The sequence below is a fragment of the Microbulbifer regidiadema (SeqCode) genome (assembly GCF_052467605.1).
Genome location: NZ_CP174316.1, coordinates 3,488,554 through 3,502,221 on the forward strand (window position 1 = coordinate 3,488,554; position 13,668 = coordinate 3,502,221).

Below are 13,668 nucleotides of genomic sequence, written 5' to 3' on the forward strand. Positions count from 1 at the left end.
GTGATAAAAGTTCGTTTCAGCGTGCGACCTTCGCCAGGCTTGGCGCCCGAACCCCAAAAGTGGTTTGAAAAAAGGGCGCAAGTAAAGTTTTCGTGTGCCCGAAAATAAGTAAACAGGGGATTCAAAAAAGACTATGGAGCTTAACTGGGAAAGTCTGACTGTGATGGTGATCGACGACAGTAAGACAATTCGCCGCACAGCGGAAACGCTGTTGCAAAAGGCGGGCTGCACGGTTGTCACTGCGACAGACGGTTTTGATGCATTAGCAAAAATCGCGGACTCCCGTCCGGATGTCATTTTTGTCGACATTATGATGCCGCGCCTGGATGGCTATCAAACCTGCGCACTGATTAAAAATAACAGTGAGTTCCGCTCCACTCCCGTTGTAATGCTGTCGAGTAAGGACGGTTTGTTCGACAAGGCCAAGGGGCGTGTTGTCGGTTGTGATCAATACCTGACCAAGCCTTTTAGTAAGAGCGAGCTGCTGGGTGCTATTTCTGCCCACGCCAAGCCGCACCATGCCGCCTAAGCGGTTGAGTAGAAAAAGAAAATACAGATAGCGGATTCCATCGTGGGCACTGTGTCCACGCCAAGCCGCACCATGCCGCCTAAGCGGTTGAGTAGAAAAAGAAAATACAGATAGCGGATTCCATCGTGGGCACTGTGTCCACGGGCGCCGCAGCATATAGCTTTAACTAGTGTACATGGAGCCCCAGCGAATAGTGGTTGGGTTAAATCCTGTACCCGGACCGTCGGTAGTCATAGTGCATTTCGGCACATGCTAGCGAGGATAATCACAACAAAACCGCCGAGCGCAGTGGTTGTTGCGTAGTTGCCGAAAAAAGATGTCATGGGGGAAATGATGGCAAGAGTATTAATAGTTGATGACTCTCCTACCGAAACACACAAACTATCAAGCATTCTGGAAAAGAATGGACATATAGCGATCTCCGCTCCGAATGGTGAAAGCGGAGTTGAAATGGCCCGCGCCGAGCGCCCCGACCTGATCCTGATGGATATTGTGATGCCGGGGCTCAACGGCTTTCAGGCCACTCGCCAGTTGAGCAAAGATAGCAGTACCGGTGAGATCCCGATCATTATGGTAACTACCAAGGATCAGGATACCGACCGCGTTTGGGGGATGCGCCAAGGCGCCAGAGCCTACCTGACCAAACCTGTCGATGAAAGCAAGTTGCTGGATACTATCGGGGAGGTGTTGGCCTAATAGCCAGCTGCGAAAAGTGCAGTCACAAACACCTTACTTAGCTCTGGTTGATATTGCCCGGCGCGCCAAAGCGCAGGCCACTGGCCTGCCCGGTCGCCGGGAAATCAAACCCTACTGGACCGGTATCGGTTTCTCTCTTCTGGATAAGCACTTTGTCGCCTCTATGGATGACATCGTGGAATTGCTCGAAGTGCCACAGCACACCTTTATTCCCGGCGTGCAGCCCTGGGTTAAAGGGGTCTCCAATGTCCGTGGTCGCCTGCTTCCCCTCATTGATCTCGCAGCTTTTTACGGCGGCTATCTCTCCGGCCCCCGGCAGCAGCGCCGGGTTTTAGTGCTCGAGCGGGATAAGACCTATGTGGGTCTCATTGTCGATAAGTTGTACGGGATGCAGCACTTGGCATTCGAGTATGCCCGTGAGGCGCCAACGGATTTGAGCGAGCCATTTGCACCAATGGTGCACGGCCAATTTGTTTTACAGCAGCATCGCTGGCTGGTCCTCGATATGCGGGCACTGATCAAGGATGCGCAATTTATGGATGCGGCTTTGCGCTGAGCAATCCAGTTTTTCTTTCCGGTTGCCGTGGGTGGTCAGCCGGGTGGCCCGCAATTAGTGCAGGGATGTGTGGCACTGACTGAGGGGTTTTGTCATTAAAGCGTTAAAACTACAGTGGTATTAAACCGGCCCAATGCAACGGCCCGCTAGGAGTAAATTATGAAACCAGGCTCCCAGAGTTCCTTTTCCGCGCTGCGCAGTAACCCTGCCGCGTTGGTATTAGGTCTACTGGTACTCGCCACGCTGGCGGGGCTTATTGTCAGTATTTATTTGGTACAGAGTCGAGACGAGCAGGATAAACAGTACCTGCAACAAGTCGCCGAATTGCGGGCTCTCTCCTATCAGGTAGTTTCCTATGCACCGGCGGCAACCGCAGGTGATAGTGAGGCTTTCACTGAGCTGGAAAACGTTACCGAAGAAATGGATAACGCCTGGAATCAGCTTCAGCGAATGGACAGTGACAGTCGCCGCGCACTGAGCGCCGAGCTCTCTGCCTATGACCAGGTTTGGCGCAACTTGCGCGAGCAGGTCGACACGATTATCGGCAATCAGGAAACGATTGTATTCCTTAACGATATCGCTTCAACGCTGAGTGACTCGCTGCCGGAACTACAGGCCGAGCACAACAATATTGTTGAAATCCTGTTGGCTAACAACGCCCCGGCCAATCAGGTCGAGCAGGCCCAGTTGCAGGTATGGCGTGCGGAGCGTATTGGTCGAAATATCGATAAAATGCTCCAGGGTGGCGATGATGCCGAAGCTGCCGCCGACCAGTTTAATACCGATGCCAGTCTTTTCGGTAAGGTGGTTGACGGTATGAAAAGTGGCGATGTAGTGATGGGGATTTCCCGTATCACCGACGAGGAGGCCCGCCACTCCCTGGATGAAATTACCGAGCTGTTCGGATTTGTAAGCACCTCGGTACGGGATATCTTTGAGGCAACCCCGGCCCTGTTTGCTACCCGCCAGGCCTCCGACGGTATTATCGTGTCATCCCCCCAGCTGATCGAAGCGCTGAGTAGCCTGAATGACCGAATCGTAAACCTGTCCGACCACCGCCAGCCCAACAACTTGACCATCGCTGCACTGGCTTTGGTATTCGTACTGTTGATCTTCGGTATGATGGCGATGGCCTTCTCCGGTACCCGCCGCAACCTGAAGAAAGAGGAAGATACCAACGAGCGCAACCAGCACGCGATTATGCAGCTGCTGGATGAGTTGGCGGACCTCGCCGACGGTGACTTGACCACCTCTGCAACGGTAACCGAAGCCTTTACCGGTGCGATTGCCGACTCCATCAACTTCACCATTGACCAACTGCGTGTGCTGGTATCGCGGATTAACGGTGCGGCACAGGAAGTATCGGGCCTGTCCCAGGAAACCCAGCAGACCGCACTGCACCTCGCCGAGGCCTCCGAGCACCAGGCGCAGGAAATTGCCGGAGCTTCTGCCGCAGTTAACGAAATGGCGGTCACCATTGACCAGGTATCTGCCAACGCCTCCGAATCTGCCCAGGTAGCCGAGCGCTCGGTACATATTGCAAGTAACGGCGCCAAGGTGGTACAGAACACCATTAAAGGCATGGATAATATCCGCGAGCAGATTCAGGATACCTCCAAACGGATTAAGCGCCTGGGTGAATCCTCCCAGGAGATTGGCGATATCGTGAGCTTGATTAACGACATTGCCGACCAGACCAACATTCTGGCATTGAATGCTGCGATTCAGGCGAGCATGGCCGGTGACGCCGGTCGCGGCTTCGCCGTGGTTGCGGACGAGGTTCAGCGACTCGCGGAGCGCTCCGCCGCTGCAACCAAGCAGATTGAAGGCCTGGTAAAAGCGATTCAGTCGGATACCAACGAAGCGGTAATCTCCATGGAGCAGACCACCAGTGAGGTGGTACGTGGAGCTCGCTTGGCCCAGGATGCGGGTGTTGCCCTGGAAGAAATTGAAAGTGTATCCAGCAACCTGGCCTCGTTGATTCAGAACATTTCTAACGCCGCACGTCAGCAGGCCTCCTCTGCCGGCCACATTTCCAACACGATGAACGTGATTCAGGAAATTACCTCGCAGACCTCTGCGGGTACCCAGGCTACCGCCCAGTCGATTGGTAACCTGGCGCAGACCGCCAGCGCGCTGCGCGAATCCGTTGCCGGCTTCAAGCTTCCGCAAGAGGAAAGTGTTGAGAGCAACAGCGAGCTGTATGACGTGGAATTACCGGAAATGGATACAGATACCTTTACCATTGAAGGTGAAGACACCCATTCACTGGAGTCCCGCGAAGATCGGGCCCTGGCCTAACCCACACAATAATGCCCGGCCACTGTAAACCTTGGCCGGGCGCAAAAGGGGCGCACGGAATTGCTTCCGATAAATCTGCGGGTATGTCTCGCGGAAAACTGTAGCGCTTGAGTACTGAATAAATTATTGGGGACTTGGCGTGAGTCACGACAATCCGAACTTCACGGCCTTGGATTGGCTGATCGGTGAAATTAACGAGACGCTGGCGCAGGCGCGCCAGTTTCTTGAGACGTTCGCTGTAGAACCCGATGCGGGTGCCTCTCTTCTACAAAACAGCTTGTCGCTGGTGCACCAGGTACACGGCAGTTTGCACATGGTGCAGCTCAGCGGTGCCGCGATGCTGGCAGAAGAGATGGAGCAGCTTATCCAAGCTCTCGCCACTGGAGCGGTTGAGAATACCGACGAGACGCGCGAGTTCCTGATGCGCGCACTGTTGGAGTTGCCCCTTTATCTCGAAAAGGTTTCCTTCCAGCGTCGCGATAACGCAGTGCTCTTACTCCCGCTGATGAATGACTTGCGCGCGGTGCGCCGCGAGCGTTTGATCAGTGAGGGGGCGCTTTTTTCCCCGGAACTCTCCTCACTGGCAAAGGTGGTTGGAAAACGCCAACCCCTGGTCGCCGATAGTGCTCGCCTGAATGACTTGGTCACCAAGCTGCGCAAGATGTACCACGTTGCCGCTGCGGGTCTGATCCGAGACGTAAACAGCGGCGAGAGCCTGGCCTATCTCACCAAGATTATTGAAAAAATGCAGCTGCTTTACAGTGGCAGCTGCCGCCAGTCCCTGTGGGAGGTACTGTTCGGTATCCTGGAGGCGCTGGGTGAGCACCGCATCAATGTGCAACCCGCACTGCGCCACTTGCTGCGCAAGGTGGATATCGAGTTCAGGTTGTTACAGGGGCGCGGTGCAAAGGTGCTGGATGCGCGCCTGGACCAGGATTTTCTGTGCAACCTGCTTTTTTATGTCTACCTGGCCGGTCCCAATGGCCCGCACTGTGAGAAGCTCTACCAGCGCTTCGCCCTGGATAAGGCGGTGCCCGGCACACCGCGCCCGGATACGGAGGATGTGCTGGCGATGGGCCCCGAGGCCCTGGGCAGCGCCATTGCTGCGGTGCGCGATGAATTGCAGTTAGTGCGCGAAGCTCTGGAGCCCAGCGCAACCGATATAGAGCAGCCGTCACTGTCTGATACTGCTGCTGTGGCCAAGCGCCTCGCCGATACGCTGGGTATTTTGGGACTGGAAGCTCAGCGGCTTCGAGCTCGCAGCGTCTATGAAGACCTTCGCGATGCCTCCCGTGGTACCGACGTCGAAGAGTATCTGATGCGCGCCGCTGGGGAGCTGGTACAGCTAGATTCCGCACTGGCCGCCACCGTCGATCGCAATAAAAACGTAGACGATGAGCAGCCCATTATGGGGGATGCCACTAACTCCGTACTGCGCGAAGCCAGACTCGGTTTGGAGGCGGTAAAAGAAGCGGTTATGGAGTATGTGGCCAGCCACTGGGATATCAGTTACCTGAGCCGTGTACCGCAGCGCTTGCAAGAGGTGTGTGGTGGCCTAGATATGGTGGGCTACCAGCGTGCCGGCGAGATTATTTCCGCGTGTAACCACTATATTGATAGCGCCCTGATCAAGGCCGGGGAGCAGCCTGAATGGACAATGCTGGATACCCTGGCCGACGCCATTACCAGTGTTGAATATTATCTGGAGCGCCGTGCGGAAGGCCTGGCTGATACAGAGATGCTGCTGGCCTTGGCCGAAGAGAGCGTCGAGGCTCTGGGCGTCTCTGTACAGGCGCCAGCAGAGGCCGAGGTCAGCCCGGAGCCGCAGCTACTACCTGAATCCGAGCTGCCGGACCTTATCGACTACGACTTGGTTCCTGGCGAAGAAGCGGCACTGGCTGTCGAAGAGTCTCTGGAAGCCTCCGTTGCAGCCGCAGCGCCGTCGGTTAGTGAAGTGGGTAGCAGTGCAGAGGTCGTCCAGAGCGAGGCGGAAGATACAGGCGACGTGGGACTGGAAGCGTCCTGGTTCTCCACTGAAGAGCCGCAGGATGAAGCTGCACCGGCAATCGCACCCGTATCTGAGCCCGACGAGGTGTTCGCGCCAGAGCTGGAGCCTGTTGAGGTCGCTGAAATTATCGAGCCAGCACCGCTGGCAGAGCCCCCCGCAGTGGAACCCGCTGCGGATGCGATGGCGGAGCTCGGTGACGATACCGAGAGCCTGATCGACGATGAAATCATCGAGATTTTCCTCGAGGAGGCCGGGGAGGTACTCGCGCATATCAGCTGCTACTTCCCCGAGTGGGCAGCCAATTTTGCCAATCAAGATGCGCTGGTGGAGTTCCGCCGCGGCTTCCACACCCTGAAGGGCTCGGGCCGTATGGTCGAGGCTCTGGATATCGGTGAGCTGGCCTGGGCGATCGAAAATATGCTCAATCGGGTGATCGATGGCAGCGTGAAGCCCGGCCCCGCCCATGTATATTTGATTGAGCAGGTCTATCAGAAGCTGCCCTCAATGATTGAGGCGTTTAAGCTCGGCCAGAGTGATCCGGATCAGCAGCTCACCTTGCAGTTGCAAGCCTGGGCAGAACAGCTGAGTGCGGGGGAGATGCCCGCTGACCTGGAAGCCCAGAGTGCCGGCGGTGTGGCTATCGTTGATACGGCTGAAGATAGCAGCGAGGACCTGGCCCAGCTCTGGGAAATCTTTGTGCAGGAGGCGGAGACCCACCTCGTTGTTGTGGATGAATACCTGCATGAGATGCAGGCTGCGGCACCTTTATATGGTGTTCCCAGCGATCCATTACACCGGGCGCTACACACCCTGAAGGGGTCTGCGCATATGGCGGAAGTCAAAGTGGTTGCCGAAATCATGGCACCACTGGAGCGCTTCGCTAAAGAACTGCGCATTTACCAGGTGCCTATCGATGCAGATATTTTTGATCTGATCAGCGATGGCGCCATCTATGTGCGCCAAGTACTGGAACAGATTCGCTCTTCAGAACCCCTGGCGATTGAAAAATCGGAGCAGTTCCTCGCCCGGGTGGCGGAATTGCAAGAGCGCTCAGTCGGCCACTTAATTCGCGAGCGCGAGGCCAATGAGCCCCGGGCAGTGGATCCGCAACTGCTCGAAGTTCTTATGGCCGATGGCATGCGAGTGTTGCTCGATGCGGACCAGATGCTCTCTGAGTGGCGCGCCGACCCGGCGGATAAGAGCCGGGTGGTACTGGTTGCCGAAGAACTCAATACCTTGCAAGAGGCCGCCAATCGGGCGCAATTGCCGACTCTGGCCGAACTCGCAGAGTTGTTACTGAATGTCTATAACAAGGTGCTTGCCGGTGATCTGGAGCAGGAGCCCGCACTCTGGGCCTCTCTTGAGCAGGGGCACAACGAGCTGCTCGATTTAGTCGATGCGGTCGCGGCGGCACAGGACCTGCCGGAGGTCAGCGAAGCCGTAGAAGAGGCGCTGCGCTACCTGGTCCAGGGCGAGGCAACTCCCACCTCCGCCGAGGATGACTACGATCTCGGCGAGCTGGGTATCGACGGTGAAGCACTGGCGGTTGCCGAGCCCGAAGAGCAGCAGCCAGAGTCCACAGTGGTCAGCGAATTAGCGCTAGCGGAAGCGCCTCCTCAAGAGTGGATCGAGCCGCCGCTCAGCGGTGAGCTTGAGGCAGAGGAGGTCTCGCAATTGCAGCCGGTAGCGGTTGAAGTTGTCGCGGCGGAGCCTATTTCGGCGGTCGAATCGTTTGGCGATTTGATTGTCGAGACAGAGGACACTCAGGTGTCGCCACAGAGCTCCGGTCAGTCAGTCGATTTGCACAAGTTGCTGGCAGATATTGATCCGGATGTTGTCGATGTCTTTATGGAGGAGGCCGGAGACCTTACCGACGAGCTGGAGGAATTGATCCAGAGTTGGGAGGAGGAGCCGGAAAGTCGCACCCAGGGCGAGGCTCTGAAGCGGGTGCTGCACACCTTCAAAGGGGGCGCGCGCATGGCCGGCCTGATGGGGCTGGGTGAAGTTGCCCACCGCTTTGAAACTGTAATCGAGGGCATGAGTGGCAGCGAGCGTCCCTCCGCAAGCTTCTTTGCCGATGCCCACGGCATTCACGACCGTCTCGCCGATGGTGTAGAGACCGTTCGCGCCTGGATGAACGGTGAACAGCTCGATGCCTTTATACAGTTGGTCGGTACGGATTGGGCGGACCAAGAACCCGCCAATACGGCCGCTGCGGAAGTCGTGCTGGAGCCCACCGAAGTCCTACAGGAAGCCGATTGCGAAGCTGTAGCTGTGCAGGATACCGAGGCCGAAGCGCCAGCGACAGAAGAGACTCCCCCTCAATTGCCGGAGGCGGTTGCGGTTCAGGAGGGCGATAACGTCTTGCCGTTTATCCGCAAGGCCGGTGCCGAGCAGGAAGTCGCGGCGCCGACCCGCAATCAACCGCAGGAGATGGTGCGTGTCGCCGCCGAGCTTCTGGAAGAGCTGGTAAACCTCGCCGGTGAGACCGCTATTTCCCGCGGTCGTCTCGAAGAGCAGATGAGTGAGTTCGGTCTCGCCCTGGACGAGATGGATGTGACGCTGGTGCGTCTCAACGAGCAGTTGCGTCGCCTGGACCGCGAGACCGAAGCCCAGATCCTGTTCCGTCAGGAGCAGTTGGCAGAACAGGACGGCGACTTCGACCCGCTGGAAATGGACCGCTACTCGTCTATTCAGCAGCTGTCCCGCTCCCTGCTCGAGTCCACCTCTGACTTGATGGAGCTGCGCTCCACCCTGGATAACAAGGCTCGCGATACCGAAACCCTGTTGCTGCAACAATCCCGGGTAAATACCGAATTGCAGGAAGGTCTGATGCGCAGCCGCATGGTACCTTTCTCCCGCCTGGTACCGCGCCTGCGCCGTATCGTGCGCCAGGTGAGCGCTGAGCTGGGCAAGCAGGTTGAGCTGGCATTCTCCAACGTCGAGGGCGAGCTGGACCGGTCAATGCTGGAGCGCATGGTTGCCCCGCTGGAGCATATGCTGCGCAACGCCGTGGACCACGGTATCGAAATGCCGGAGGAGCGCCTGGCAGCCGGCAAGGCCGAGCGCGGGCGCATCGATGTAGCCCTCAAAAGGGAGGGCAGTGAGGTTGTCCTCACCATCCGCGATGACGGTGCCGGTATCAACTTGATTCGGGTGCGTGAAAAAGCGGTGGAAAATGGCCTGATGAGGCCGGATGCGGAGCTCTCTAATAGCGAGATCCTGCAATTTATTTTGCAAGCTGGTTTCACCACTGCGCAAAAGGTGACCCAGATCTCCGGTCGCGGGGTGGGAATGGACGTCGTATCTGCCGAGCTGAAGCAAATCGGTGGCAGCGTCCATATCAACTCTGAATCGGGTGCGGGAACCGAGTTTGTCGTTCGCCTGCCTTTCACTGTCTCGGTTAACCGCGCTTTGATGGTGCGAATTGGCGATGATCTATTTGCTCTGCCGCTGAATACTATCGAAGGTATTGTGCGCCTCAGCCCATTTGAGTTGGAGCACTACTACCGCTCTGATGACGCGCGCTTCGAGTACGCCGGTGAACTCTATCAGGTGAGCTACTTCGGTACCCTGCTGAAATCCGGTGCCCAGCCCAAGCTCAGTGTCGACGATATGCAACTGCCGGTGCTGCTGGTGCGCTCTGAGGGGCACGCTATGGCCCTGCAAGTGGATGCGATCAAAGGCAGCCGCGAGATCGTAGTGAAAAGTCTCGGTCCGCAGTTCTCCGGGGTTCAGGGGGTGTCAGGGGCAACCGTGACCGGTGATGGTAGTGTCGTAGTGATTCTCGACGCCCACGCCCTGCTGCGCCGCCAGGCGACCCAGCTGGCCAGACCGGAAGTGCCACAGCTCCAGGTTCAGGAGCAGACCGAAGTGCAGCCGGTGCAGGAAGCGCGTCAGCAGACGGTTATGGTTGTGGACGACTCGGTAACGGTGCGCAAGGTTACAACTCGCTTCCTGGAGCGGGAGGGCTATTTGGTCAGGACCGCGAAAGATGGTCAGGATGCCGTTATCCAGTTGCAGGATAAGATCCCAGATCTGATTCTGCTGGATATCGAGATGCCGCGTATGGATGGCTTCGAAGTCGCGCGCCATATTCGCTCCAGCAGTCGTCTGCGGGATATCCCGATTGTGATGATCACCTCGCGTACCGGCAGCAAACATCGCGATCACGCTATGTCCCTGGGCGTTAACCACTACCTGGGTAAGCCCTACCAGGAAGATGTACTGCTGGCGGCTATCCGTGAGTACGCAGATGCCGAGGCCGTCGGCAGCTGAGATGGCAAATATCAGGACTAAATAGAGATAGGCAATGAGTGAAGTTGAAGCACTGTCGGTAGATGTTCCCCAGGAAGTGAGCAGCCTGTTGTTGCCTCTGGAGCAGGGGCAGCTACTGGTGCCGGTGGATAGCCTCTCCGAGGTTGTTGCCATGCAGACGCCGATGGCGGTTCAAGAGGTACCGGAGTGGTATCTGGGGGATCTGGTCTGGCGGGAACAGCGCCTGCCCGTTGTGTCCTTTGAAGTGATGCGCGGCGGCGCCCTGGGGGCGGTTGCGGAAGAGGGACGTATCGCGGTGCTCAGCACCGGAAACCCCGATGGCGACTTGCCGTATTTTGCACTGCTCCTGCACGGTACACCGCGCCTGGTGCGGGTTACCGCGGAAGAGCTGGCGCTGCGCGAGCAGCCGCTGAGTCCCGGAGAGCTGATGCATGTGGCACTGTCTGGCGAGGAGGCGGTTATACCAGACCTACAGGGCCTGGAGCGGGCCTGTGCGCGCTATCGCAGCCACTGAGGCTGTCTCTGAGGTATGACGAAAAAAGGGGCCAAAGGCCCCTTTTTTGATTGAGTGATGGGTTTAGAACAGCTCTTCCGGCAGAGAGTCGCCCTGGGCTTCTTGGCTGGGCAGGTCCCTGGTGTCATCGGTATAGCGATTGCGGTAGGGGTTGTATACCTCGCGACCGGGCATCCGGTTGGTTCTAAATATCTCAAACATGCCGCCGTAGGAGGTGCGCAGGCCATTTTTCGGATTGATGCGTACCGTGACTATGTTATCCGGCTGCGCCAGGTGGCGCTCGGGAAGCCCCTCTAGGGCGGTGCTCATAAAATCGATCCAGATAGGCAGGGCGGCAGAACCGCCGTATTCATTCTTACCCAGTTCGCCGTAGGAGTCGAAGCCAACCCAGGCACTGGTGGCCAGGTGGGGGCTATAACCGGAGAACCAGGCGTCGCGCGGACCGTTGGTGGTCCCGGTCTTACCGGCAATATCGCCGCGCTTCATCTTCAGAGCGCGGCGCCCGGTACCCCTTTTAATCACATCTTTGAGCATCGAGTCCATAATGTAGGCGGTCTCTGCCGACATGGCTCGCGGTGCGCGGGGGCGGGCCTGACTCTTGCTCGGGTCGAGGGGACCCACCGGGAGTAGGTGCAGCTCCGCCGGCTCCTGCCCCTGATCGACCTGCGGCTCCTCAGGGTGTAAATCTGCGAGGTCGAGGGGCTCGGCGGACAGGACTGCGGGGCCGCTGCCCAGCTCTGGGCAGTTATTGCATACGGTTAGGGGCAGTGCCTGGTAGAGGACCTCGCCATTGACGTCCAGCACGCGATCCACCAGGTAGGGTTCCACACGGTAGCCGCCGTTGGCGAAAGCGGCGTAGCCCCGCACCATTTCCAGGGGGGTGAGAGCGGAGCTTCCCAGTGCGATAGTCAGGTTGCGGGCCAACTTGCTGCGCTCAAACCCAAATCCCTCGACAAAGCCCAGGGCGTAGTCCAGGCCGAGGGATTGCAGCAGGCGGATTGAGACCATATTGCGCGATCGGTATAGCGCCATACGCAGGCGGGTTGGGCCGAGAAAGGTCCCGCCATCATTCTCCGGGCGCCAAACATCTTGCAGGTTGCTCTGCTCGAAGATAATCGGGGCGTCATTGATAATACTGGCTGCGGTATATCCGCGCTCGATGGCCGAAGCGTAAATAAAAGGCTTAAAGCTGGAGCCGGGCTGCCGCGCCGCCTGAGTGACGCGGTTAAAGTGACTCTGACGGAAGTCGTAGCCACCGACGAGTGCGCGGATAGCGCCGTCTTCAGGTGCAATAGATACCAGCGCGCCCTGGGCATCTGGCACCTGGGTCAGTACCCACTCTTCGCTGGTTTGCGGCTCTGCGGGTTCGGCGGGGCCTGTGGATAGATCCACTCCAGCCGTTGCCTCGGCTTCACTGGGGGTCTCTTCCACTTGGCTGTCCTTAACGACTTTGCGCAGTCGGATAACATCTCCCGGTGCAAACATTTTTTCAGCGGACTGGAGGCGCGCGCCGCGAGCACTTTCAGAAATGTACGGTCTGATGGTGTCGAGGCCGTTGCTCCAGGGCACTTCGATGACGCGTCGGTCCCGGAGTTGTACCAGAAGTTTCTTGGGTTCTACCGCAGTTACAACGCCGGGTTCCAGACCGCCTAAAATCGGAATTTCGTTGAGTAAATCAATCAGTTGGTCGCTATCTTGCAGTAACTCCGGAGCCAGGCGCTGCTCTGGACCGCGGTAGCCGTGGCGCGCGTCATAGCTTTCCAGGCCGTGTTGTAGGGCGTTGCGCGCGGCCTCCTGTAAGCGGCTGTCCACGGTCGTGATAATTTGATAGCCATCGGTATAGGCATTGTCGCCGAAGAGTTCTACAGCCTCTTTCCGCGCCATTTCTGCGATATAGGGAGCATTCAGGTCGAGGTCGCGGCTGTGATAGCTGGCTGTTACCGGTGCTGTGATGGACTGTTTGAATTGATCCTGGCTGATATACCCCAAATCCAGCATCCGCTTCAAAATCCAGTTGCGGCGCACTAGGGCGCGGGAGGGGTTGGCCAGCGGATTGAAAGTCGATGGTGCCTTGGGCAGCCCGGCCATCATGGCCCACTGGGCCAGATTCAGGTCCTTGATATCTTTGCCGTAATACACCTGAGCAGCGGCCTGGAAGCCATAAGCGCGGTTGCCGAGGAAGATCTTGTTGATATAGAGGGCGAGGATTTCATCCTTACTCAACTCTTGCTCGATTTGTAGTGAAAGCAAAATTTCGTTGAACTTGCGTACAAAACGCTGCTCGCGACTGAGAAAGAAGTTGCGCGCTACCTGCATTGTTAGTGTACTACCACCTGACTGGATCGAGCCGGTCTTGATCAGTTGCGAGGCCGCGCGCATCAAGCCCTTGATGGAGACACCGTTGTGGGAGTAAAAGCTTGCGTCCTCGGCGGCAAGAATCGCGTGAATAAAGGGTTCTGGCGTCTGCTCAATCGTGATAGGGTTGCGCCGCTTTTCACCGAACTCGCCGATTAGTTTCATATCCTGCGAGTAGACCCTCAACGGGGTTTGCAGGCGGATATCGCGGAGGCTCTCCACCGAGGGCAGTCCCGGCTTGAGGTAGAGGTAGATACTGGCTAGGGCCATAGCGGTAGCGGCCACACCGGCCAGGCCGAGCCAAAGCAGTGCGAGCAGACGATTGCGGGCTTTTACGGTCATGAAACTGCTTCTGTGTACTTCGTTCAAGTGATTAGGTGAATAATTATACGAATATTGTGCGCTATTACCTATGCAAATGCAGGTTGAAG

7 protein-coding genes are annotated in these 13,668 nt (G+C 57.5%); 6 read left to right on the top strand and 1 reads right to left on the bottom strand.

The features are described 5' to 3' along the window. The first annotated feature begins 133 nt into the window (after window positions 1-133). From pilG to ACJJIF_RS15975, 6 genes are all read left to right on the top strand, one after another. Window positions 134-529 (top strand): twitching motility response regulator PilG, encoded by a 396-nt coding sequence (gene pilG / locus ACJJIF_RS15950; protein ID WP_020413651.1) that lies wholly within the window; start codon window positions 134-136, stop codon window positions 527-529. A gap of 333 nt (window positions 530-862) precedes the next feature. Continuing rightward, a complete protein-coding gene (pilH, locus tag ACJJIF_RS15955) occupies window positions 863-1,225 on the top strand; it encodes a twitching motility response regulator PilH (RefSeq protein WP_444929313.1) in 363 nt (120 codons plus the stop codon). Between the two features lie 16 nt (window positions 1,226-1,241). Beyond that, window positions 1,242-1,781 (top strand): chemotaxis protein CheW, encoded by a 540-nt coding sequence (locus tag ACJJIF_RS15960; protein ID WP_444929314.1) that lies wholly within the window; start codon window positions 1,242-1,244, stop codon window positions 1,779-1,781. Between the two features lie 159 nt (window positions 1,782-1,940). Beyond that, a complete protein-coding gene (locus tag ACJJIF_RS15965; protein WP_444929315.1) occupies window positions 1,941-4,082 on the top strand; it encodes a methyl-accepting chemotaxis protein in 2,142 nt (713 codons plus the stop codon). Window positions 4,083-4,221: 139 nt separating this feature from the next. Continuing rightward, the gene (locus ACJJIF_RS15970; protein WP_444929316.1) at window positions 4,222-10,368 is read left to right on the top strand and encodes an Hpt domain-containing protein; all 6,147 of its coding nucleotides are present in this window, start codon (window positions 4,222-4,224) and stop codon (window positions 10,366-10,368) included. 34 nt (window positions 10,369-10,402) lie between these two features. Continuing rightward, a complete protein-coding gene (locus ACJJIF_RS15975; RefSeq protein WP_444929317.1) occupies window positions 10,403-10,882 on the top strand; it encodes a chemotaxis protein CheW in 480 nt (159 codons plus the stop codon). Between the two features lie 63 nt (window positions 10,883-10,945). Here ACJJIF_RS15975 and ACJJIF_RS15980 read toward each other — a convergent pair whose 3' ends face one another. Next, window positions 10,946-13,579 (bottom strand): penicillin-binding protein 1A, encoded by a 2,634-nt coding sequence (locus ACJJIF_RS15980; protein ID WP_444929318.1) that lies wholly within the window; start codon window positions 13,577-13,579, stop codon window positions 10,946-10,948. Between the last annotated feature and the right edge of the window lie 89 nt (window positions 13,580-13,668).